Raw genomic sequence first — 22,936 nt, 5'->3', positions numbered from 1 at the left:
TGAGACTCCCCCATGAAGCGTTCTGTTTTGCTGTTCCTGCTGTTTGCCGCCCCCGCCGTGCACGCCCACGACGTGCGCCAGCTCGGTGCCCACGTGCATGGCCAGGCCACCGTCGACCTCGCCCTGGACCAGGGCAGGCTTGAACTCGCCCTGCAGGCACCGGGCATCGGCATCCTCGATTTCGAACGGCCGCCGGCCACCCCGGTCGAACAGGCCGCACTGGACTCGGCACTGGCTGCGTTGAAGCGTGCCGACTGGCTGACCCTGCCCAGCGCAGCGCAGTGCACGCCGTTGCACCGTGACGCGCACGCCGAAGGCTTCGCTGCCGCAGCGGCGACGCCGGCCACTGCAGCGGGCAAGCATGCGCACGCAGGCTTCACTGCCGCGCTGAGCTACCAGTGCGCCAACCCCGCCGCGCTGCGCGTGCTGGTGCTGTCGCTGCCCAAGGCCTTCCCGAACCTGCACGAGGTCATCGTCAACACGGCCACCGCGGCCGGCCAGGGCCGCACCGTGCTGAGCGCCGACAACCTGCGCGTGGTGCTGGCGCCATGACGTCCGCCGCGGTGATCGCACTGGACCAGGTGCGTTTCAGCTACGGCGGGCGCGCCGTGCTGGATATCCCGCAGCTGCAGATTGCTCCGGGCAGCAGTGTGCTGCTGCGGGGTGCCAGCGGTTCGGGCAAGAGCACCCTGCTGGGCCTGCTGGCGGGCGTGCTGACGCCGGAGCAGGGGGAGGTGAGGGTCGCCGGTACGCCGCTGCACGCACTCAGGCCGTCGGCCCGCGACCGTTTCCGCGCCGATCAGCTGGGCGTGATCTTCCAGCAGTTCAACCTGCTGCCGTTCCTCAGCGTGCGCGACAACATCGCGCTGGGGCTGCGCTTCTCGCCACTGCGCAGCGGGCGGGTGGGCCGGCCGGTCGATGATGAGATCCGGCCGGTCGATGATGAGATCAAGCGCCTGCTGCAGGCCCTGCAGCTGCCGCCGGACCTGCTGCTGCGCCGGGCCGGCACGCTCAGCGTGGGCCAGCAGCAGCGGGTGGCCGCCGCGCGTGCGCTGATCGGCCGCCCTGCGGTGCTGCTGGCCGATGAGCCGACCTCGGCCCTCGACCGTGGCGCCGCCACCGCCTTCCTGCAACTGATGGCGGCGCAATGTGCGGCAGCCGGCACCACGGCGGTAGTGGTCAGCCATGACGAGAGCCTGCAGCCGCTGTTCGACCGCGTGGTGCAACTGCAGGACATCAACCACGCCGGAGCCGTCCATGCTTGAAATTGCCTGGGCCAGCCTGCGCAGCCGTGCGCTGAGCGTGGCCCTTACCGTCCTGGTCATCACCCTCAGCGTGACCCTGCTGCTGGGCGTGGAGCGCGTCCGCGTGCAGGCCCACGAGGGGTTTGCCAGCACCGTTTCCGGCACCGATCTCATTGTCGGCGCGCGCTCGGGGCCGGTGAACCTGCTGCTGTATTCGGTCTTCCACATCGGTGACCCGACCAACAACGTGTCCTGGCAGTCCTACCAGGAACTGTCCACGCTGCCGCAGGTGAAGTGGGCGGTGCCGCTGTCGCTGGGTGATTCCTGGCGTGGCTACCGGGTCATCGGCACCACCGCTGGCTACTTCCAGCATTACCGCTACGGGGCCGGGCACCCGCTCGCCTTCGCCGAGGGCACGCCGTTCGATGATCTCTATGATGCGGTCATCGGCGCCGACGTCGCCCGCGCGCAGGGCGTACGGGTGGGTGATGAAATGATCCTGGCCCATGGCACTGCCGCCGTGACCCTGGCCAGGCATGCCGACAAGCCGTTCCGCATCCGCGGCGTGCTGCAGCGTACCGGCACGCCGGTGGATTCTTCGGTGCTGGTGTCGTTGCCGGCGATCGAGGCCATCCACGTGGACTGGCGCTCCGGCGTGCAGCTGCGCGGGCACGCGGTGAGCGCCGAGCAAGCACGGCACCTGGACCTGACGCCGACCAGCATCACCGCCTTCATGCTCGGCCTCAACTCGCGCATTGCCACGTTCTCGGTGCAGCGCGCCATCAATGACTATCCCGATGAGGCCCTGCTCGCGATCCTGCCCGGTGTAACCCTGCAGCAGCTGTGGCAGTCGCTCGGTACCGCCGAGCGGGCGCTGCAGCTGATCAGCGCGATGGTGGTGCTGCTGGGCCTGGTCTCGCTGGTGGCGCTGCTGGTGTCGACCCTGCAGGAGCGCCGCCGCGAAATGGCCGTGCTGCGCGCCACCGGTGCACGGCCGCGCTACATCGCCAGCCTGCTGGTGCTGGAAGCGGTGGCGACCAGTGGCATGGCCTGCGTGCTGGCGCTTGCCGTGCTGGTCAGCACCAGCCTGGCCGGGCGTAGCTGGGCGCTGGCGAATTTCGGGCTGTCGATCACCCATGTCTGGCCGGATCTGCGCGAGCTGGCCTGGGTGGGCGGGGTGCTGCTGCTGAGTGCGTTGGCCGGCCTGGTGCCGGCGCTGCTGGCCTACCGCCGCACCGTGGCCGACGGCCTCTCGGCGGGGGGCTGAACCATGCGCACCTGGATCGTCCTTGCGTTGATGCTGGTGCTGGCCGGCTGCGAGCGCCCGGTGGATACCGGTGTGCAGGCCCTGCCGCCGACGCCGGTGCAGGAGGGCACGGCGACCGCTGCCGTCGGCGAGCAGGAACTGGACTGGCTGCAGATGATGCCTGCCGATGAGCTGGCCGCGCTGGAGCGTGGCGATGGCCCGGAGGTGAAGCACAGCGGTAACCGGCGCATGGCCCAGTTCGGCACCTTCCGCACGGTGGATGCGGTGCTGGACCGCGCCGTGCGCCTGCCTGGCTACGTGGTGCCGCTGGCCAATGCCGCTGACGGACGCCTGTCCGAGTTCCTGTTCGTGCCGTACTACGGCGCCTGCATCCACGTGCCGCCGCCGCCACCGAACCAGATCGTGCACGTGCGGCTGTCGCGCCCGATCGACATGCCGGACATGTATTCGCCGTTCTTCCTGGCCGGCACCCTGCGCGGCGAACGCGTGGACGACGATCTGGCCGGTTCGGCCTACACCATGGTTGACCCGCAGTTGAGGCCCTATGAACCGTAATGCCTGCGTGCTGGTGGTGACGTTGCTGGCTGCCTGCAGCCGGCCTGGTGGTGATGTGCCTGCCGCGGCGGCAGAAACTCCTGTGGCCACGACGCGGACGGAGGCAGCAGCCACGGCGGACACGGCCGCGCCCAGCGATGCCGCGATCATCGCGTGGAGCGACCTGATGCCCGAGGACGACGCCTTCCTGCGCCCGCCGCCGCAGATCGGCATCGACCGCAGCGGTGGCATGGGGGCGATGTCCGGCGTCGGTGGGCTGATCGATGACACGGGTTCGGGCACGCCGCCGGGCGCAGCCATCGACCATTCCAGCCCCGACCGCGCCCAGCAGTTCGGCTCGGCCGCCGTGGTCGATGGCGAGGACGGTCGCGCGGTCGACCTGGATGGCTACGTGGTGCCGCTGGCCATGGACGATGCCGGCGCCGTGAACGAACTGCTGTTCGTGCCGTTCTACGGTGCCTGCATCCACGTGCCGCCACCGCCGCCGAACCAGATCATCCACGTGACCCTGGAACGGCCCATCGCACTGGGCAACCTGTGGGATGCCTATCGGCTGTCGGGCCACCTGCGCATCAAGCGTTTCGAGGCCGACATCGCCAGTGCGTCCTACGACGCGGACGCGGCCACGCTGACGGCGATCAAACCTTAATGCCGCGTGCGCGCTGGCTGTATTTCGGCGCAGCCCTGCTGCTGCTTGGCGCTGCGTTGCTGGTCTGGCAGCGCTGGACGCCGCAGGTGCGGCCGCTGCCAGTGGCGTTCCCTGCGCCCATTCCCGCACTGCAGGCCGACATCGAACGGCACCTGCGCGAGGATCGCGCCTTCCGTGACGACGTGGTGTTCCTGCTGGTGGCCACCGTGCGTGACCGGTGTGTACCGGCCGAGGCCGGCGTGCTGGCACGCATGGCCAACCGCGCGGCGCTGCCGGTGCTGGGTGCGATCAGTGCAGTGACCGCGCAGGACCGCAGGCTCGACCGGCCGATCTACCAGTACATCCAGCACCGCGCCGACAGCACGGCCTGCGGCGAGCCGCTGCAGCTGCCGGACGCAGGCCCAGAGCGCCTGCAGGTGGATGTCGAGCAGTACGCGCGCAGCTTTCCCGACAGCTACTACGATCCCACGCACAGCAGCCCGCCGCGCGACTTCGCCGGCCACAGCCTGGTCGAGCGCGCCGGCGATGCCTGCAACAGCGTGGTCTATTCGGTGCTGCCACTGGGACCGGGGGACTGGCGCTGCAGCATGCTGCGTGCCACGGCGCGCCGCCATGTGCGCGAGCTCTGCGAAGGCGAACTGCAGCGCCAGCATGGCAGCACCGGCGGCGAACTCGACATGGCCGTGGGGCAGGGCATGCAGGGCGCGGTGGTGGCGACCATCGCTGCGCTGCCGGAAGGCTGCCGGTGACCGGGTTTGTAGAGTCGAGCTTGCTCGACTGCTGTCCCCATGAGCAGTCGAGCAAGCTCGACTCTACCTGAACGATGCCATGGCGCGGGCTCATAACTATACCGGACGTCTTGTATAGTTATGGGCCCCAGCTCGTTCCTGCAGGTCTGTTCCATGGCGCTTTCCCAGCCCCTGGCCGGTGCTCCGGCCCTGTCCCGTGCCCGTCGCTGGGCGCTGCTGTTCACCGTGGCGGCCGGCCTGCTGCTGGTCACGCTGGACAACTCGGTGCTGTACACCGCGCTGCCCACCCTGACCGAGGAGCTGTCCGCCAGCGCCGGGCAGGCGCTGTGGATCATCAACGCCTACCCGCTGGTGATGGCCGGCCTGCTGCTGGGCGCAGGTACCCTGGGTGACCGGTTGGGCCACCGCCGGATGTTCCTGATCGGCCTGGTGGTGTTCGGTATCGCCTCGCTGGCGGCCGCGTTCTCGGCCACGCCCGCGCAGTTGATCGCGGCGCGTGCCTTCCTTGCCGTCGGTGCGGCGGCCATGATGCCGGCCACCCTGGCCTTGATCGGCCTCAGCTTCCACGAGGAGCGCGAACGCAACATCGCCATCGCCCTCTGGGGTTCGGTGGCCATCGTTGGCGCAGCGCTCGGCCCGATCATCGGCGGCCTGCTGCTGCAGCATTTCTGGTGGGGTTCGGTGTTCCTGATCAACGTGCCGGTGGTGGTGGTGGCGTTCATTGCGACCCTGCTGCTGGCGCCGGAAGGCCAGCGCGACACCTCGCGCCCCTGGGACATGCTGTCCTCGCTGCTGGCGCTGGCGGCCCTGTCGGGGCTGGTGCTGGCCATCAAGTCGCTGATCGCCACGCCGCCTTCGTATGCCCTGGGTGTGGGTGCGCTGCTGCTGGCAGGTATCAGCGGCACTGCGTTCGCACGTCGCCAGCAGCGCCTTGCCTATCCGCTGCTGGATTTCGCCATCTTCCGCAATCCCGCCTTCCTCGCCGGCACGTTGTCGGCGGTGTTCACCCTGTTCGCGCTGGCGGGCCTGCAGCTGGTCACCACGCAGCGCTTCCAGCTGGTGGCTGGCTTCAGCCCGCTGCAGGCCGGCCTGCTGGTTTCGGTAGCCGCGTTGGGCAGCCTGCCCAGTGCACTGCTGGGTGGCAGCATCCTGCACCGCGTCGGCCTGCGTCCGTTGATCTGTGGTGGCCTGGCGACCGGCGCGGTGGGCGTGGCCGTGGTGGCGTTCGGTTTCCCGCATGGCGTGGGCTGGGTGGTGGCGGGCATGGCGCTGACCGGCGTGGGCATGGGCGCGGCCATCTCGGTGGCGTCCACCGCCATCCTCAACAACGTGCCGGCACACCGCGCCGGCATGGCGTCGTCGGTGGAAGAAGTCTCCTATGAATTCGGCGGCCTGTTGGCAGTGGCGCTGCTGGGCAGCCTGGGGGCGGCGATGTATGGCGCGTTCCTGTCCGATGCCGCGGACATGCCCGCGGCGGCGCGCGAAGGCTTCACCCAGGCACTGCACCTGGCGCGCGAAGGCGGGCAGGGGCCATGGTTCGCGCAGGCGGTGGCCGCCTATGACCGTGGCTACCAGATCGTGCTGCTGGTCATCATGGCGGTGCTCGCCGCAGGTGCGGCGGTGCTGGCGCGCCTGTTGCGCGGGCGCGTGGGTGGCCGCGACGGCGCAGGTGATCGCGTAAAGTAACGGCAATGAGAACCAGCAAGCGCGATCGCATCCTCGACGCCGCCGTGAGCGTCATCAACCGTGACGGTCTCGGTGCGGTCACCTTTGAATCGGTGGCGGCCGAAGCGCAGCTGACCCGCGGCGGCCTGCTGTACCACTTCCCCTCGCGCGAAGCGCTGCTGCGCGGCATCGACGAGCACCTGGTGAAGGCCTGGGAGGCGTCGATGGAGGCGTTGCTCGGCAAGCGCGCCGACGAGGCGACGGCGCTGGAGCGGTACCAGACCTTCGTGCGGGTGTCGGCACAGAGCGCCACCCGTGCCGAGTTGATGTTCATGCTCGAATCGATGGACCCGGACGCCAGCGAACGCCCCTGGGGCCCGGTGGTGAAGCGCTGGGCGCCATCGCCGCCGGCCAGGGCGGTGGCGGACCCGGCGGCGCTGGATGATTTCGTGGCGCGGCTGGCCGCCGATGGTCTGTGGATCTACGAGGCGATGTACGAAGGCCAGCTGGATCCCGAGGTGCGTACGCAGCTGACCGAGCGGATTGCCGGGTTGTTGTCGGCCGGAAAGGCGTAACGCCTTTGTAGCGTCGAGCTTGCTCGACTGGCTTTGCAGAAACAGTCGAGCAAGCTCGACCCTACGTAAGCGGTCGTCGAGCAAGCTCGACGCTAGGGGGCTGCGGCCTGCGCCAGCCACGCCCGCGGCGAGACGCCCATCCGCTTGCGGAAGGCCTTGGACAGCGAGGCGGTATCGGCAAAGCCGACGTCCACCGCGACCTGCTTTACCGGCGCGCCCGCCCGCAGCTGCGCGCAGGCCAGGCTCAACCGCCAGTCCTGCAGGTAGCTGGCCGGGGTGGCCTGCATCACGTCCTTGAACACCGCGGCGAACGCACTGCGCGACAGCCCGGCGATGGCCGCCATGCGTGGCAGCGTCCACTCCTCCTGCGGTGCCTGGTGCAGGGCCACCAGGGTGCGCGCCAGCCGCGCATCGGACAGGCCGCGCATCAGCCCATGGCTGACCCCGGCCGTATCCGGGTGGTCCACCACCCAGCGCAGCACCTGGATGAGCGCCACCTCGAACAGTCGGTTGGTCAGCAGCCGCGAGCCGCAGCGCTGGCGGTCCGCCTCGCCGAACAGCAGCTGCAGGGTGCCATCCAGCTCGCCGATGTCGGCCAATGGCACCACCATCACCGGCGGCAGCGACTGCACCACCGGGTTGCGCGCACCGCCGTCGAAATCCAGCGTGGCGCAGGTGAAATCCGGCCCGTCCAGCGGCGCGTTGAGGAAGGTGTGATGCAGCGGTTGCGGGTACAGCAGCAGGCTGGGCTGGTCGACCCGCAGGCGCGAGGGCAGGCCGGCTTCGGTGTGGCACACCTCCATCTCGCCCTTGCGCAGGATGTGCAGGAACGCGCGGCCGGGCTGTGGCGCGAACTCGTGGCGCCCGCACAGGGGGCCGGAATGGAAGAGGGCGGCCTGCACGCGGAAGCGTTCAAGCAGGGCGGACAGGCGGTCGGGCGGGGTGTCCATGGACGAATGGATAACCAATGCGGACAAATGTTGGGGATTCGTCCTGCGAGTCTACCTACGATGACCCCATCGTCCAATCCCGGACGCGTTACCGAAGGAAACCGCCATGTCCCGTATCGCCCTGATCGACGCTGCCGCCACCACCCCCGACCGCCAGGCCCTGCTGGGCCAGGTACACGCCGCCTTCGGCGCCACTCCGGCCATGTTCCGCGCCGTGGCCAACTCGCCGGCGGCGCTGACCAGCATGTGGGGCTCGTTCGGCGCCCTTGGCGGCGGTCGCCTGTCGCCGCTGCTGGGTGAGCAGATCGCCGTCGCCATCGCCAACCGCAACGCCTGCGAGTACTGCCTGGCCGCGCACACCGCGCTTGGCCGCAAGGCCGGTGCCAGCGGCGAGAAGATGGCCGCCGCCCAGGTCGGCCAGTCCAGCGACCCGGCCACGGCCGCCGCGCTCACGTTCGCCCTGAAGGTGGTCGAAAACCGCGCGCAGATCGGCGACGCCGACGTGCAGGCACTGCGTGATGCCGGTTTCGATGATGAGCTGATCGTCGAGATCCTCGCCCACGTCGCCCTCAACCTGTTCACCAACTACGTCAACGTGGCGTTCGACGTGCCGGTCGATTTCCCGAAGATCGCGCTGCGCTGAGGCCTGCGGGCAACCAGGCAAGACCGACGGGGTAGAGTCGACTGTCAGTCGACTATCGCGCGAAGCGCGGGGTTTTCGGGCGGTCCGTGGAACAGCAGTCGACTGACAGTCGACTCTACCCTGTCGGCTCTACCCTGCCTGCAACCGCTCGGGGTGGGTATACACATTGAACCCGCCCTCGCGCGCGAATCCCACCAGGCAGAGGCCGGCGCTGCGGGCCAGGTCGATGGCCAGTGCCGTGGGCGCCGACACTGCCGCCAGCACGCTCGCGCCGGCACGCGCCGCCTTGCTGACCATTTCGTAACTTGCCCGGCTGGAAATCACCAGCAGGCCACCCTCGCTGCCGTGCTCGTTGTGGTGCAGTGCCCCGATCAGCTTGTCCAGGGCGTTGTGGCGGCCGACATCCTCACGCACCCAGCCGATGCGACCACGGGCATCGGCCCAGGCCGCGGCATGGGTGGAGCCACTGGCAGCATTCATCGGCTGGTGCTGCGCCAGCGCGGCCAGTGCGCGCTGCAGCGCCAGGGGCGGATAGCTGCGGCGATCACGTATCGGCGGCAGGGGCCGCAGGACGTCCTCCAACTGCCGCGTGCCGCACAGACCGCAGCCGCCCCTGCCCGGCAGCAGGCGCCCGTTGGCCGGGTCCAACGCTGCACCGGGCGTGTCCTCGGCCACGGTCATCTTCAGCTCGATACCTTCCAGTTGCGGCTGCACGTCGATCGACAGCACCTGCTGCGGCCGCGTGACCAGGCCCTCGCTGAGCGAGAAGCCCAGGGCGAAATCCTTTAGGTCGCAGGGCGTGGCCATCATCACCGCGAAGGCGGTGCCGTTGTAGCGCATCGCCACCGGTACTTCTTCGGCGATCAGGTCGACCCGTTCGTCCTGCTCCGTTTCCCGCCAGCGCTGCAAGGTGCGCAGCGCGGTACCGGCCGGCGGTGGGGAAAGCGGTGTCGGTGCGGGCATGCAGTACGTCCTGGGTGGAGCACGAAGGCCATCTACCGCCGCAGGATAGCGCAGCGATCACGGGAAGACGCCGTTGTAACCGTTGCCGTGGCAGGCTGGCACCCCTCCTCCGGGGAATGGCGCGACGGCCGCGGTCGTGCTTGACTGGACCCGGTCCCTTGCGCGCCACCAGGTTGCCGAGCCATGTCCGAACAGAAACCGCCGCGATACACGTCCTACAACCAGCCGGCCGGTGGCTGGGGTGCTGCCGGGGCAACGGCCAAGGTGCTGCTGCAGCAGAGCGTGGTCGCCAAGGGCTCGAAGGCACTGCTGGCGATGAACCAGCCGGGTGGCTTCAAGTGCCCCAGCTGCGCCTTCCCGGACGCGGACCACCGGCGCAAGTTCGAGTTCTGCGAGAACGGCGCCAAGGCCCTGGCCTGGGAGGCGACCGAGCACCGCGTCACCCGCGAATTCTTCGCCGCCCACAGCGTCAGCGAGCTGATGGAACAGAGCGACTACTGGCTGGAGATGCAGGGCCGGTTGACCGAGCCGATGCGCTACGACGCGGCCAGCGACCACTACGTGCCCTGCGCCTGGGACGAGGCGTTTGCCTTGATCGGCGAGCATCTGCGTGCCCTGGACCACCCCGACCAGGCCGAGTTCTACACCTCCGGGCGCACGCCCAACGAAGCGGCGTTCCTGTATTCGATCTTCGTGCGTGAGTTCGGCACCAACAATTTCCCCGATTGTTCCAACATGTGCCACGAGCCCACCAGCCGCGGCCTGCCGCCGGTGATCGGGGTGGGCAAGGGCACCATCGTGCTGGACGATTTCGAACACGCCGAGGCCATCTTCGTGATGGGCCAGAACACCGGCACCAATTCGCCGCGGATGATGACCAACCTGGTGGAGGCGCGCAAACGCGGGATCCCTATCGTGGCGGTGAACCCGATGCCCGAGCGCGCGCTGATCCGTTTCACCGAGCCGCAGGACATCGTGCAGATGGCCACGCTGGGGTCGACCGAGATCACCAGCGAGTTCGTGCACATCCGCATCGGCGGTGACCTGGCCTTCCTCAAGGGCATCATGAAGGTGATGTTCGAGCGCGAAGCGCAGGGCGAGGCCGTGCTCGACCACGCCTTCCTGGCCGAGCACACCCTGGGCGTGGATGCGCTGCGCGAGGACGCGCTGGCGCAGGAGTGGGACGAGATCGTGCGGGTGTCCGGCATCGCCGAGGTGCAGATCCGGCGCTGCGCGGATATCTACATCCGTTCGCAGGCCACGGTGATCTGCTACGGCATGGGCCTGACCCAGCACCAGTACGGTTCACGCCTGCTGCAGCAGGTGGCCAACCTGCTGTTGCTGCGTGGCAACTTCGGCAAGCGCGGCGCGGGCATCGGCCCCATCCGCGGGCACTCCAACGTGCAGGGCGACCGCACCGTGGGCATCGACGAGAAGCCCAAGCCGGCCTACCTGGACCGGGTGCGCGAGGTGTTCGGCTTCGAGCCGCCGCGCGCGCATGGCCACCACGTGGTCGAGTCGATCCAGGCGATGCTTGATGGACACGCCCGCGTGTTCATCGGCCTGGGCGGCAACTTCATCCATGCCGTGCCCGATACGCCGCGCGCCTACGCGGCGATGCAGCGGCTGGAGCTGACCGTGGGCATCGCCACCAAGCTCAACCGCGGCCACCTGGTGCATGGCCGTGATGCACTGATCCTGCCGGTGGTGGCGCGCTCGGAATGGATCCGCACGCCGGCCGGCGAGCAGTTCGTGACCATCGAAGATGCGATGTCCAATGTCAGCGCCTCGCGCGGCGTGCTCGATCCGGTCAGCGAGCACGTGCTGCCGGAGGTCGAGATCGTCTGCCGCATGGCGATGGCCACGCTGCCGGACAGCCGTGTGGACTGGGCCGCCTGCATGTACGATTACGCGCCGATCCGCGAGCTGATCGCGGCCGTCTACCCGGAGATCTATGCCGGCTTCAACGAGCGCATCCAGCAACCGCATGGCTTCCACCTGGACATCCCGCCGCGCCGCCGGGTGTGGCCGACCGACACCGGCAAGGCCAACATCCTGGTGATGCCCGGCCTGGAGGTGAACGACGTGGTGGACGACCCGGAGATGCTGCGCCTGGCCACGGTGCGTTCGCACGACCAGTACAACACCACCATCTACAGCTACAGCGATCGCTACCGGGGTGTGTACAACGACCGCAACGTGGTGTTCATGAACATCGAGGACCGGCTGGCACGCGGACTGGGCAAGGAGGCGCGGGTAAGCCTGGAAACGATCGCCGACGATGGCGTCGTGCGGCGCATCGATGGCCTGACCGTGCTGGACTACCCGATGCCGCGCGGCGCGCTGGCCGGCTACTACCCGGAACTGAATCCGCTGCTGCCGCTGGACTACTACGATCGCATCAGCGGCACGCCCGCAGCGAAGTCGATCCCGGTGCGGGTGCGCGCGCTGGTCGAGGCACCCTAGCGGTAGAGCCGAGCCATGCTCGGCTGCTCCAGAGCAGTCGAGCAAGCTCGACTCTACCGGGTCAGGGCTGCGTCGAGCTTCTGCTCGGCGGCATCGGCATACGCGCCGCAGCTCATCGCCTTGTCACCGGCCTTGCTGCCGGCCGCGTAGTCCCAGCCACTGGCACCCGGATGCGGGGTCAGCAGCACGTCGCAGGGCAGGGCGCGCACGGTGGCGAAACTGCGGCGGAAGTCCTCGACCAGGTGCGGATAGCGCGGGTTGTCCTTCAGCGTGTAACCCGGTGCACTCAGGCTGTCCGCATACGCGATGCGCACCGGCGTGCCGTTGCGGGTGTCGGTCCAGGTCCACGCGGTGCTGCCGGGCGTGTGGCCGGGGGTGAAGTGGGCGGTGAAACGCATGCCGCCGACGTCCACCGTCTCGCCGTCCATGATGATGCGGTCCACCTGTGCCGGTGCAAAGGTGAACCGGTCGCCGAAGTGCAGGTCGTCGGTGCCGCCGCGGGCCAGCAGTACCGCCGATTCGGCATTGGCCAGCACGCGCGCGCCCGTGCGGCGCTTGAGTTCGGCCACCGGGCCAGCGTGGTCAGCGTGGGCGTGGCTGAGCAGGATCACCCGCAGGTCAGCCGGGTCCACGCCACGCAGCTTTAGGTTGTGCAGCAGGTGGTCGGCCATCTGCGGCATGCCGCCGTCCAGCAGCACCGCACCCTGCGGGGTCTGCACCAGCAGGGCGGTGAGGTCCGCGGTGCCGATCTGCCAGGTGTGGTCGGCGATCTGCAGCGGCGCGATGGGCTGCAGCCACGACGCATCGACGGTGTAAGCGCGCAGTTGCGGCAGCGCCGGTCCGGCAGCGTGGGCCGCCAGCGGCAGGGCGGTGGCCAGGGCGAAGGCAAGGGGCAGGATGCGCATTCGGAGGGATCGGTCGGGAAGGTGCGAAGACGCTATCACGGCCGCTTCCTGGGCCGTTTCGCGTATTGCTCATGGCTGCAATAAGCGCGATGGTTGGCTCGGCCACCGATCAGGAGTTTCCATGGTTCCCGGCATCCGTGTTCCCGCTCTGCGCCGCCGCGACGGCCACCACGCGCGGGTGACCTACGAAGAGCTGTTCTTCGATCTGGTCTACGTCTTCGCCGTCACCCAGCTCAGCCACCACCTGCTGCACCACCTGGGCCTGCTCGGCGTGCTGCAGACGCTGGTGCTGTGGTTCGCGGTCTGGCTGGGCTGGCAGTACGCGTGCTGGGTCAGCAACTGGTTCGATCCGCAGGCGCCGCGTATCCGGGGCCTGTTGTTCACCACGATGCTGCTGGCGCTGCTGATGTCGTCCTCCATTCCCGACGCGTTCGGCGAGCGCGCCTGGGTGTTTGCCGGGGCCTACGCCACGATGCAGGTGGGGCGCACGGCCTTCGTGTTGTGGGAGGTGGGGCGCGGCCATGCACTCGCGCCCAACTTCCGCCGCATGCTGGCCTGGGTGCTGGTGTCGGCCTGCTTCTGGCTGGCGGGGGCGGCCGCCGAAGGCAACCTGCGGCTGGGTCTGTGGGCGCTGGCGGTGGCCTGCGAATACCTGTCGCCGATGTTCGGCTTCGCGTTCCCGGGGCTGGGGCGCTCGCACACCCGCGAATGGACGATCGAAGGCGGCCATCTGGCTGAGCGCTGCCAGCTGTTCGTCATCGTCGCACTTGGTGAGACGCTGCTGGCCACCGGCGGCGTGCTCAGCGAGTCGGGCAACTGGAACGTCGACGTGGTCTCGGCCGTGCTCGCCACCTTCGCCGGCACCCTGGCGATGTGGTGGCTGTACTTCGGCATCTCCAGCCAGGATGCCACCGACACCATCACCCGCTCCGACGATCCTGGGCGCATCGGGGCCTACTTCCACTACGTGCATGCGCTGCTGATCGCCGGCATCATCGCCACCGCAGTCGGCAACGACCTGGTGATGGACGCGCCGGAGGAGGGCGTATCGCTGCCGCACGCAGCGATGCTGGTGGCCGGGCCGCTGATCTACCTGCTGGGCAGCGCGCTGTACAAGCGCGCGGTGTACGGGCGGGTGCCGCGCTCGCATCTGCTGGGCGCGCTGCTGCTGGTGGCCATGGCCCCCCTGCTGCCGTTCACCCACCTGCTGGCGGCTGGCTGGCTGACCAGCGTGGTGGTGTTGCTGGTGGGCCTGATCGACACGCGGACGCGACAGCGCCTGCCGTAGCCGCACGGGCGGAGACCGCGCTCAGGCCAGCGCAGCGGCCATCGCAGCCAGCCGTGCCACGGTGTTGAGATTGCGACCGGTGCCCTGCGCAGCGCAGGGAATCCGCAGCTTCGAATCGGCCATGCCCTCGCCGTAGTGCACATACAGTGCGCGCGGCCCCAGCGCCAGCTGCTCGGCAGTGCGCCCGGTCACGCCCTGCAGCGGATCGCCCGGCAGCGGGCCGTCGATGAACAGGGCAACCACGCGGTTGCCGGCGGCCTGCGGGAAAGGATTGCCCCTGACCACATCGGCCATCTCCGCGGCGCTGCGCACCAGCACACCCACCGGCTTGCCGGCATGAGCCTGCAGCCGCTTGGCGAGCGCGTCGCGTACGGTTGCCTCGTCGCCCTGGCTGCGGAACACCACGTTGCCGCTGGCGATATACGTCCGCACGTCGCTGAAGCCGGCATCCACGCACATCGCCACCAGCGCTGCCATCGGCAGCTTGCCGGTGCCGCCTACGTTCACCGCCCGCAGCAGGGCCACGTAAGCGTTCATGGCGCAGCAGCCTGCAGGCGGTCGTACATGCGCACGAGGTCAACCAGGGTGCGCGCTTCCATCTTGCGCATCACCTGCGCGCGCCGCACTTTCACCGTGATCTCGCTGACGCCGAGGTCGGCGGCGATCTGCTTGTTGAGGCGTCCGCGCACCACGCCGTCCACCACCTCGCGCTCACCGGCGCTGAGGGTCTGCCAGCGTGCCTGCAGCTCGCCCAGCGCCTCGCCCTCGCGCCGCCGCTCGCGGTCCAGGGCGATGCCCTTGTGGATGGCGTCCAGCAGTTCCTGGTCGCGGAAGGGCTTGGTCAGGAATTCGATGGCGCCGGCCTTGATCGCATTGACACCCATGGCGATGTCGCCGTGGCCGGTGATGAACACCACCGGCACCTGCAGGCCCAGGTCCGCCATGCTGCGGTGGAAGTCCAGGCCGCTCTGTCCGGGCATGCGCACGTCCAGCACCAGGCAGGCCGGCGCATCGTCGCGGGGATGATCGAGGAAGGCCTGGGTGGAGGCGAATGCCCGCACCTGCAGGCCCATCGACGCCAGCAGGTCTTCCAGCGCGGCGCGCACGGATGCATCGTCATCGATCACATAGACGATGGGGGCCGCTTCGGCCGGGGGTGTCAACGGCTTACGCATGGTCATCCTTGCCCGCGGTGGGCAGTTCGAACACGAAACAGGCGCCACCCCCGGCGGGTCGTTCGGCGCGGATGCGGCCACCGTTGGCCTCGATCATCGAACGGCTCAGGCTGAGGCCCAGGCCGAGGCCCTGGGCCTTGGTGGTCCAGAAGGCATCAAAGACGCGGTCCGGCTGATCCGTGGGCAGGCCGATGCCGCGGTCACGCACGCTCAGGCTGGCCTGGCCGCGGCCATCGCGCGCGGTCACCAGGGCCACGCGGCGCTCGCCCGGGGGCAGCTGGGCCATCGCATCCACCGCGTTCAGCAGCAGGTTGCCGATCACCTGCTGCACCTGCACCGGGTCGGCGAAGACCGGTGGCAGCTCGGTATCCATCAGCAGCGACACGTCGACGTGGTGCTGGTCGAGTTCGCTGCGCGACAGCGCAAGCATGTCCTGCACGGCCTGGTTCAGATCGAAGGCGCGGCGTTCCGGTGCCGCGCCCTGGGTCAGGCCACGGATACGGGCAATCACGTCACTGGCACGATGTGCATCGGACAGGATGCGGGCGATGGCCTGCAGTGCCTTGTCGACGTTGGGGGGCGATTGCGCCAACCAGCGCTGGCCGGCCTCGGCACTGCTGGCAATGGCCGCCAGCGGCTGGTTCACTTCGTGGGCGATCGAGGTCGTCAGCTCACCCACCGTGGAGGCCCGCGCGACCCGCAACAGGCGCGCCTGTGCCTCCTGCACGGCGGCCTTGGCAGCTTCCATCTTCAGCACCAGCCAGGTGGTGATGCCGATGACCAGCATGCCGATGGTCGAGTTGACCAGGCCGATGCGATAGGTGCCGAAGCGGGTCAGGAAGAAGCTGAGGCCGGTCAGGGCGATGCAGGCCGCCGCCAGGCAGAGCAGGCCGCGCGCCGACATCAGCCGCGACGCGGCGAGGATGACGGCCGCGTAGAAGCAGGCAGCGGCCACCGCGTAGTCGGTGAGGGTGTCCAGCAGGAAGATCGCCCCCATCACCACGATCAGGGCGAACAGCGCCAGCGGGCGGCGGGGCGACAGCGACGGCATCGGGTGGGGCTCCCTGGCGGGTGGTGGGGGGATGATAAGCGGCTGGGTGACGCCGGGCCATGCACGGTGGGCCAGGCGGTCGGCCGCGCTGCGCGCTCGCCGGGCATGGCCCGGCGCTACCGGGGCGGGTGTCACTCTTCCAGGCTGGCGTTCCAGAATCCCTGCAGCACACCGGGTGTAGCGGCCAGGTTCTCCAGCACCGCATCCAGTTCGGCTGCATCGACCGAGGTGGCATACAGCACCGCCTCGATCTCCACGTCGCGTTCGCCGAACGGCCGCTGGTCCACCGCCCGTACCGGATACTGTGCCTGCTCCAGCAGCAACAGCAGGCGATCCAGCACTTCGGCCTGCTGCTTGCGCTGGCAGACGACGTTGATCGCATAGGTTGCCTCGCTGAAGCCCTCCGCCAGCGGTTGCCGCTGGATGCGGTTCACCACTGGCCGCAGCAGGGTGTTGGCGGCCAGCACGAACACGGCTGCCATCACCGCTTCCGGCAGCAGCTTGACGCCGGCACAGGCCCCGACCGCGGCCGAACCCCACAGGGTCGCGGCGGTGTTCAGGCCCGAAACCTGCGCACCGTCCTTCATGATCGCGCCGGCGCCGAGGAAGCCGACGCCGGAGATGACGTAGGCCACCACGTGCAGTGGCGAGGGCGGGCCGCCGTACAGATCATGGAACCGCACCGCCAGATCGACGAAGACGGCGGCGCCTACCGCCACCAGCGTGTTGGTGCGCAGCCCGGCCGTGCGTTGCCGCAGCTGCCGTTCCAGGCCGATGGTCGCGCCCAGCACGAACGCAACGGTCAGGCTGAGCAGCGAGCCGAGCGTCGCGCCCGCGTCGAACGGCGGCAGGTTCACCTGCAACGCGATCATCACTGCCACCCGTAGCGGCGGATGTAGAGCCGCTTCATTGCCGTGGTCAGCACTGCATAGCCGAACAGGATCGCCACCAGGAACGGCCAGTAGCCCAGCGGCAGGGCCTGCAGCTTGAAGTAACTGGCCAGCGGGCTCATCGGCAGCAGCACGCCGATGGCCATGATCGCGCCGGTCATCAGCAACAGCGCCGGTGCGGCGATGCTCTGCAGGAACGGCACCTTGGGCGTGCGGATCATGTGCACGATCAGGGTCTGGGTCAGCAGGCCGACCACGAACCAGCCGGACTGGAACAGGCTCTGGTCGGCGGCCGTGCGCGCATCGAACACATGCCACATCAGCGCGAAGCAGCACAGGTCGAAGATTGAACTGATGGGCCCGAAGAACACCATGAAGCGGCCGATGTCCGCCGGATTCCACTTCAGCGGCTGCCGCACCAGTTCCTCGTCGACGTTGTCGAACGGGATGGCGATCTGCGAGATGTCATACAGCAGGTTCTGCACCAGCAGCTGCAGCGGCAGCATCGGCAGGAAGGGCAGGAAGGCCGACGCGACCAGTACCGAGAACACGTTGCCGAAATTGGAACTGGCGGTCATGCGGATGTACTTGAGCATGTTGCAGAACGTGCGGCGGCCCTGCACGACGCCGTCCTCCAGCACCATCAGGCTCTTTTCCAACAGGATGATGTCGGCGGCCTCCTTGGCGATGTCCACCGCGCTGTCCACGCTGATGCCGATGTCGGCCGCGCGCAGGGCCGGAGCGTCGTTGATGCCGTCGCCCAGGAAGCCCACCACCTTGCCATGTGCGCGCAGGCAACGCACCAGGCGTTCCTTGTGCAGTGGCGTGAGGCGGGCGAACACGCGGTGCTGCTGCAGCGCCTGCGAGAGCGCGGCATCCTCCATGCGTTCGATCTGTGGGCCGGTGAGGATGGCGTCGGCCTCCAGCCCGACCTGGGCGCAGACACGCGCGGTCACCAGTTCGTTGTCGCCGGTGAAGACCTTGACCTCCACGCCATGCGCGGCCAGTGCCTGCAGGGCCTGCGCGGCCGACTCCTTGGGCGGGTCGAGGAAGGCCACGTAGCCGAGCAGGGTCAGCCCGCATTCGTCGGCCTGCGAGTACACCGACTGGCTGGCCGCAGTTTCCTTCATCGCCACGGCCACCACGCGCAGCCCCTGTTCGTTCAGTTCCTCGGTGGTCTGCCGCACCCGCGCCAGCCGCGCCGCGTCCAGCGGCTGGTCGCGCCCGCCCTCGCGCACGGTGCTGCACACCGCCAGCATTTCCTCCACCGCGCCCTTGCAGATCAACTCGTGGTGGTCATCGCGCTCGGCCACCACCACCGACATGCGGCGGCGCTGGAAGTCGAACGGAATCTCGTCGACCTTGCGGTAATCCTGCGACAGGCGCAGCGAGCTCTGCAGCTCGACGTGCTCCAGCACGGCGCGATCGAGCAGGTTGATCAGCCCGGTCTGGAAATGGCTGTTGAGGTAGGCGAACTTCAGCACGTCCTCCGAGTCCTGCCCGAACACATCGGTGTGGCGCTCCAGGGCGATGCGGTCCTGGGTGAGCGTGCCGGTCTTGTCGGTGCACAGCACCTCCATCGCGCCGAAGTTCTGGATCGCATCCAGGCGCTTGACGATCACCCGCTTGCGCGACAGCAGCACGGCGCCCTTGGCGAGGGTGGAGGTGACGATCATGGGCAGCATTTCCGGGGTAAGGCCCACCGCCACCGACAATGCAAACAGGAAGGCTTCGGTCCAATCGCCCTTGGTCCAGCCGTTGATGAGCAGCACGAACGGCACCATGACCAGGGCGAAGCGGATCAGCAGCCAGCTGACACTGTTGACGCCGGCCTGGAACGCGGTCGGCGCGCGCTCGGTAGCGGTGCTGCGCTGGGCCAGCGTGCCAAAGTAGGTGCGGTTGCCGGTGGCCAGCACTACCGCCGTCGCTGTGCCGGACACCACGTTCGTGCCCATGAACAACAGGTTGGCCTGTTCCATCAGGCCGGCGTCAGCGGCACCCGGGCTGGCGAACTTCTCCACCGGCAGCGACTCGCCGGTCATCGCCGCCTGGGCGACGAACAGATCCTTGGCGGTCAGTACGCGGCAGTCGGCCGGGATCATGTCGCCGGCGGAGAGCACGACGTGGTCGCCCGGCACCAGCTCGCGGATCGGCAGGTCGAGCAGGCGCGCCGGACGGCGGCTGTGCAGGTGCGCGCCGAAGTACTGGCCGGCCAGCTCCGCGGCCTCGGTGCCCGCGCTGCGCCGCAACACCCGCGAGGTGTTGCCGACCAGCGCCTTCAGCCGCTCGGCGGCGCGGTTGGAGCGTCCTTCCTGCACGAAACGGATGAGGGTGGACAGCAGGACCATCGCACCGATCACCACCGTGGCCTTGGCGTCCTCGGTCAGCCAGGAAACGGCGGCCAGCACGCTCAGCAGCAGGTTGAACGGATTGCGGTAGCACTGCCACAGGTGGCGCCACCACGGCAGCGGCTTTTCGTGATCGACTTCATTGGGGCCGAGCCGGGCAAAGCGCTCGCTGGCCTCCTGCGGGCTCAGGCCATCGCCGTGCGAATCCAGTACGGCCAGCAGGCGGGCATCGTCGAGCTGGGCCAGGCGGAGCAGGCCCTCGGTGAGCGTGGAGGGCGCGGCCTCGGCAGCGCCGCGGCCGAAGCCGGACTCGGGCAGGGCGCGGCGGCGGAACAGGCTGCCCGCGCGACGGCTGCGCAGGAAGGCGTTGAACCAGGCGTTGAGCAGGCTCATGGGGTCATCCTCGGAGGTGCCGACCCGGGTGCGCCGGGTCGTGGAGTGGCGTGGGTCAGGCGCGGCGCAGGGTGGGCACCGGGGGTGACCACGGCTGCAGGTGCAGGCGCTGGCTGCCACCGATGCACAGCGGCTTCATGGCATCGCGCAGGGGGTGGGGCAGGTGGCGCAGCGCCGTCATGCGCTCGCTGATCGGCAGCAGCGACAACGCATCGGCGACGACGCGCGGCGAACCGAGCGCCAGCGCATGGGCGAACAGGACGGGGCCGTGCTGCAGCAGGTGGCTGCGCAGGCCTGCGCGGTCGCGCTCAGCGATCAGGCGGCGCAGGGTGATGTAGAGGGTCTTGCAGGACATGGGGATACTCCGGGCAGGCGACGCCCGGGGCCCCCATCACGCGTGCGGACAGGGACCGGCGATGGGCGCCAGCAGGGAACGGGGGGTACTGATCCAGGGCGCGGCGCGCCCGGCAGGGTCGGGGTCCATCAGCGTCTCCGTGGGCAAGGCCGTCGTGGCCCAGTGCCGCTATTGTCCGCGCAGGGCTGCGCCGGGCCTAGATGCCCGTGGGTAAGCGCGGCTATACGTTGGTATAGGCAGCACGCGCGATGTGCGGTGTGCGGTGAATGGCATCCACGCGTGGCGTGGATCTACAAGTGCGCGGAACGATCCGCGAATGCGTCCGTCGCGCGCACCAGTGCATCGGTCGTGGCGGGTTCGGTGGCGCTGTGCCCGGACAACACCATCTCCAGCCGGGCCTCCGGCCAGGCGCAGGCGAGATCCCAGGCGCTGCGTGCCGGGCAGATGATGTCGTAGCGCCCCTGCACGATCACCCCGGGCAGGTGACGGATGCGATCAACCCCACGCAGCAGTTGCCCATGTTCAAGAAACGCGTTGTGGCGGAAGTAATGGGCCTCGATGCGTGCCTTGGCCAGCGTGTCGAGCGGATCGGCGTCGGAGACCGCATCAGCGTCATGCACCAGGGTGGCGGCGTTGTCCTCCCAGCCCAGCCAGGCCATGGCGGCGGCGATCTGCGTCTGTGGGTCAGGGCTGTCCAGCCGCTTCCAGTACGCAGCAATCAGGTCGCCACGCTCTTCTTCAGGAATATGCGCCTCGTAGCGCGCCCAGCGTTCGGGGAAGATCCAGCGCGCACCGCCGTCGGCCTGGTTGAACCAGGCGTTCTCCTCCGCGCGGCCCAGATACACACCGCGCACGATCACGCCGCTCGCACGCTCGGGATGGGCCTGCGCATAGGCCAGCGCCAGGGTGGACCCCCAGGAGCCGCCGAACACCAGCCAGCGCTCGATGCCCAGGTGTGCGCGCACACGCTCGATGTCCTGCACCAGGTGCGCGGTGGTGTTGTCGCGCAGCTCGCCGAAAGGAGTGGAGCGTCCGCAGCCGCGCTGGTCGATCAACACGATGCGGTAGCGCGCCGGGTCGAAGAAGCGTCGATGCGTAGGCGAGACGCCTGCCCCCGGTCCGCCATGCAGGAACACGACGGGGATGCCATCGGGGTTGCCACACTCCTCCAGATGCAGCGTGTGCAGCGCATCCACGGCGAGGCGGTGCTCGCGGTAGGGCGTGATCGAGGGATAGAGCGTGCGCATGGCGTTGCCTCACTTGCGGGAATGGCAAGCATAGTTGGCTTTTTCAATGCCAGTCGAGCGCGCGCGACCCTACAATGCGCTATGCCTGCCATGCCCAGCCTTGATGACCTGCGCCGCCATGCAGTGGCGCGCACGCTGTTCACGCCGACCACCCTGCTGGCGGCGATCCGTCGCCTCGGGTTCGTGCAGGCGGATCCCATACGGGCACCGGCCCGCGCCCAGGACCTGATCCTGCGCCACCGGGTGAAGGGCTACCGGGCCGGTGACCTGGAGCGGCGCTATGCGCGGCTGCCGGTGGAGGAAGACTGCCTGGTCAATTATGGGTTCCTGCCGCGCGAGCACCTGGCGTTGATGCACCCGCGGGTATCCAAGCGGGTATGGGACGCCGCCACCCGGCGCCGGGCGGCCGAAGTGCTGGAATTCGTGCAGGCGCGCGGCAGTGTCCACCCGCGCGAGGTGGACCAGGCCTTTGCCCATGGGCGGGTGACCAACTATTGGGGCGGCACCAGCAATGCCAGCACGCACCTGCTCGATGGCATGCACTACCGCGGCATGTTGCGCGTGCAGCGGCGTGATAGTGGTACCCGCATCTACAGCATCGCCGAGCACCCGCTGGCGGATGCCGGGGCCGCTGCACAGGCGCTGCGGGCGGCCGCACTCATCGACCTGGTGGTGCGCACCTACGCGCCATTGCCTGCCGCCAGCCTGACCTATCTCGTGCGCCTGCTCGGTTATGGCGCGCCGCACCTGGCTGCGCCGCTGCAGCAGGCATTGCGTGATGCCCGGCAGGCACTGGCCAGTACCGTTGTCGATGGCACGACCTGGTATTGGCCGGTCGAAGAAAATCCGCGTTCGCGGCACTTCCAGGTGGATGAGCAGGTGCGCCTGCTGGCGCCCTTCGATCCGGTCACCTGGGATCGCCGGCGCTTCGAGCTGCTGTGGGGGTGGGTGTACAAGTTCGAGGCCTATACGCCTGCGCCCAAGCGCCGCTTCGGCTACTACGCACTGCCATTGCTGTGGCGTGACCAGGTGATCGGCTGGGCCAACATCAGCGTGCGCGACGGCGGCCTGCAGCCTGCGTTCGGCTACGCTAGCGGCAAGGCGCCGCCCGAGGTCGCATTCCGCAATGCGCTGGATGACGAACTGCAGCGCATGAGCGACTTCCTGCTCGGGCCCAGCGGCGCGCCCTGAGCGGCGCCGCCGGTGTCAGCCGCGCCCTCGGCCAGGCAGAGGCAGAGCACTGGCCGAGGCAGTGGCAGGTGATGCGACCGCAATTACGTGATCGCACTCTTCCAGCCGTGCATTGGCCACGGCCTGCTTCGCGCCGCAGTGGGCGCAGGCAAGCACGGTGCCCCCGCTCAGGCGCGCGATCTGCGTGCCCTCGGTGCGGGTGACTTCACCGCAGGCTTCGCAGCGCAGCGCCATCGAACGGATCTGCACGATGGTGCCTGCCGGATCCCTGTCTGCATCAAGGGCCAATACGAAAAATCGACCGGTATTGGGCATGGCACTGCCTCCGTAAAACCTGCCTTCAGGGTGCCTGCAGCGCCGGCTGCAA

General features: G+C 68.9%; 23 protein-coding genes. 12 read left to right on the top strand and 11 right to left on the bottom strand.

Going from position 1 to position 22,936, the window contains the following annotated elements; genetic code table 11:
• Nucleotides 1-12: 12 nt before the first annotated feature.
• From AC3WL7_RS03245 to AC3WL7_RS03210, 8 genes are all read left to right on the top strand, one after another.
• Nucleotides 13-552 carry a ZrgA family zinc uptake protein gene (locus tag AC3WL7_RS03245; protein ID WP_492749303.1) on the top strand — a complete coding sequence of 180 codons (540 nt, stop codon included), beginning with the start codon at nt 13-15 and terminating at the stop codon, nt 550-552.
• On the top strand, nt 549-1,265 hold the full coding sequence (locus AC3WL7_RS03240) for an ABC transporter ATP-binding protein (protein WP_492749302.1): 717 nt from the start codon (nt 549-551) through the stop codon (nt 1,263-1,265). The genes AC3WL7_RS03245 and AC3WL7_RS03240 overlap by 4 nt, the downstream gene beginning before the upstream one ends.
• On the top strand, nt 1,258-2,511 hold the full coding sequence (locus tag AC3WL7_RS03235; RefSeq protein WP_492749301.1) for an ABC transporter permease: 1,254 nt from the start codon (nt 1,258-1,260) through the stop codon (nt 2,509-2,511). Before AC3WL7_RS03240 ends, AC3WL7_RS03235 begins: the two co-directional genes overlap by 8 nt.
• 3 nt (nt 2,512-2,514) lie before the next feature.
• Complete coding sequence (locus AC3WL7_RS03230) at nt 2,515-3,066, top strand: DUF3299 domain-containing protein (RefSeq protein WP_492749300.1); 552 nt, start codon at nt 2,515-2,517, stop codon at nt 3,064-3,066.
• On the top strand, nt 3,056-3,715 hold the full coding sequence (locus AC3WL7_RS03225; protein ID WP_492749299.1) for a DUF3299 domain-containing protein: 660 nt from the start codon (nt 3,056-3,058) through the stop codon (nt 3,713-3,715). Before AC3WL7_RS03230 ends, AC3WL7_RS03225 begins: the two co-directional genes overlap by 11 nt.
• Nucleotides 3,715-4,464: a hypothetical protein gene (locus AC3WL7_RS03220; RefSeq protein WP_492749298.1), complete on the top strand. Its 750-nt coding sequence runs from the start codon at nt 3,715-3,717 to the stop codon at nt 4,462-4,464. The genes AC3WL7_RS03225 and AC3WL7_RS03220 overlap by 1 nt, the downstream gene beginning before the upstream one ends.
• Before the next feature lie 153 nt (nt 4,465-4,617).
• Nucleotides 4,618-6,150 (top strand): MFS transporter, encoded by a 1,533-nt coding sequence (locus tag AC3WL7_RS03215; protein WP_492749297.1) that lies wholly within the window; start codon nt 4,618-4,620, stop codon nt 6,148-6,150.
• Between the two features lie 5 nt (nt 6,151-6,155).
• Entirely contained in the window at nt 6,156-6,704 is a 549-nt protein-coding gene (locus tag AC3WL7_RS03210) for a TetR/AcrR family transcriptional regulator (RefSeq protein ID WP_492749296.1), read from the top strand.
• 92 nt (nt 6,705-6,796) lie between these two features.
• Here AC3WL7_RS03210 and AC3WL7_RS03205 read toward each other — a convergent pair whose 3' ends face one another.
• Nucleotides 6,797-7,654, bottom strand: a complete 858-nt coding sequence (locus tag AC3WL7_RS03205; RefSeq protein ID WP_492749295.1) for an AraC family transcriptional regulator — start codon at nt 7,652-7,654, stop codon at nt 6,797-6,799.
• A gap of 106 nt (nt 7,655-7,760) precedes the next feature.
• Between AC3WL7_RS03205 and AC3WL7_RS03200 the strand changes: the two genes are divergently transcribed.
• On the top strand, nt 7,761-8,297 hold the full coding sequence (locus tag AC3WL7_RS03200) for a carboxymuconolactone decarboxylase family protein (RefSeq protein ID WP_492749294.1): 537 nt from the start codon (nt 7,761-7,763) through the stop codon (nt 8,295-8,297).
• Between the two features lie 129 nt (nt 8,298-8,426).
• On the opposite strand, the gene fdhD is transcribed toward AC3WL7_RS03200, so the two are convergent.
• Entirely contained in the window at nt 8,427-9,260 is an 834-nt protein-coding gene (fdhD, locus tag AC3WL7_RS03195) for a formate dehydrogenase accessory sulfurtransferase FdhD (protein WP_492749293.1), read from the bottom strand.
• 183 nt (nt 9,261-9,443) lie between these two features.
• On the opposite strand from fdhD, the gene AC3WL7_RS03190 reads away from it, so the two are divergent.
• A complete protein-coding gene (locus AC3WL7_RS03190) occupies nt 9,444-11,726 on the top strand; it encodes an FdhF/YdeP family oxidoreductase (RefSeq protein ID WP_492749292.1) in 2,283 nt (760 codons plus the stop codon).
• Between the two features lie 53 nt (nt 11,727-11,779).
• Here AC3WL7_RS03190 and bla read toward each other — a convergent pair whose 3' ends face one another.
• Nucleotides 11,780-12,631 carry a subclass B3 metallo-beta-lactamase gene (bla, locus tag AC3WL7_RS03185; protein WP_492749291.1) on the bottom strand — a complete coding sequence of 284 codons (852 nt, stop codon included), beginning with the start codon at nt 12,629-12,631 and terminating at the stop codon, nt 11,780-11,782.
• A gap of 121 nt (nt 12,632-12,752) precedes the next feature.
• Between bla and AC3WL7_RS03180 the strand changes: the two genes are divergently transcribed.
• Nucleotides 12,753-13,919, top strand: a complete 1,167-nt coding sequence (locus tag AC3WL7_RS03180; protein ID WP_492749290.1) for a low temperature requirement protein A — start codon at nt 12,753-12,755, stop codon at nt 13,917-13,919.
• 21 nt (nt 13,920-13,940) lie between these two features.
• Here AC3WL7_RS03180 and AC3WL7_RS03175 read toward each other — a convergent pair whose 3' ends face one another.
• From AC3WL7_RS03175 to pip, 7 genes are all read right to left on the bottom strand, one after another.
• Nucleotides 13,941-14,456: a DUF1697 domain-containing protein gene (locus AC3WL7_RS03175; RefSeq protein WP_492749289.1), complete on the bottom strand. Its 516-nt coding sequence runs from the start codon at nt 14,454-14,456 to the stop codon at nt 13,941-13,943.
• Nucleotides 14,453-15,094 (bottom strand): response regulator transcription factor, encoded by a 642-nt coding sequence (locus AC3WL7_RS03170; protein WP_295517380.1) that lies wholly within the window; start codon nt 15,092-15,094, stop codon nt 14,453-14,455. Before AC3WL7_RS03170 ends, AC3WL7_RS03175 begins: the two co-directional genes overlap by 4 nt.
• Nucleotides 15,087-16,145 carry a sensor histidine kinase gene (locus tag AC3WL7_RS03165; RefSeq protein ID WP_492749288.1) on the bottom strand — a complete coding sequence of 353 codons (1,059 nt, stop codon included), beginning with the start codon at nt 16,143-16,145 and terminating at the stop codon, nt 15,087-15,089. The genes AC3WL7_RS03170 and AC3WL7_RS03165 overlap by 8 nt, the downstream gene beginning before the upstream one ends.
• A 131-nt stretch (nt 16,146-16,276) precedes the next feature.
• Nucleotides 16,277-17,017, bottom strand: a complete 741-nt coding sequence (locus AC3WL7_RS03160; RefSeq protein WP_492749287.1) for an MgtC/SapB family protein — start codon at nt 17,015-17,017, stop codon at nt 16,277-16,279.
• Nucleotides 17,017-19,776 (bottom strand): magnesium-translocating P-type ATPase, encoded by a 2,760-nt coding sequence (mgtA, locus tag AC3WL7_RS03155; RefSeq protein ID WP_492749286.1) that lies wholly within the window; start codon nt 19,774-19,776, stop codon nt 17,017-17,019. The genes AC3WL7_RS03160 and mgtA overlap by 1 nt, the downstream gene beginning before the upstream one ends.
• 55 nt (nt 19,777-19,831) lie before the next feature.
• Entirely contained in the window at nt 19,832-20,131 is a 300-nt protein-coding gene (locus AC3WL7_RS03150) for a hypothetical protein (protein ID WP_200733857.1), read from the bottom strand.
• Nucleotides 20,132-20,421: 290 nt separating this feature from the next.
• Nucleotides 20,422-21,378, bottom strand: coding sequence for a prolyl aminopeptidase (gene pip, locus AC3WL7_RS03145; RefSeq protein ID WP_492749285.1), 957 nt, complete (start codon nt 21,376-21,378; stop codon nt 20,422-20,424).
• A gap of 81 nt (nt 21,379-21,459) precedes the next feature.
• Between pip and AC3WL7_RS03140 the strand changes: the two genes are divergently transcribed.
• A complete protein-coding gene (locus AC3WL7_RS03140) occupies nt 21,460-22,569 on the top strand; it encodes a DNA glycosylase AlkZ-like family protein (protein WP_492749284.1) in 1,110 nt (369 codons plus the stop codon).
• A 15-nt stretch (nt 22,570-22,584) separates the two neighbouring features.
• On the opposite strand, the gene AC3WL7_RS03135 is transcribed toward AC3WL7_RS03140, so the two are convergent.
• Nucleotides 22,585-22,884, bottom strand: a complete 300-nt coding sequence (locus tag AC3WL7_RS03135) for a hypothetical protein (RefSeq protein WP_492749283.1) — start codon at nt 22,882-22,884, stop codon at nt 22,585-22,587.
• Nucleotides 22,885-22,936: the final 52 nt, after the last annotated feature.

The organism is Stenotrophomonas sp. FW305-3-2-15-E-LB1 (assembly GCF_058787375.1).
This window is presented reverse-complemented; position numbering and strand designations above follow the sequence as displayed.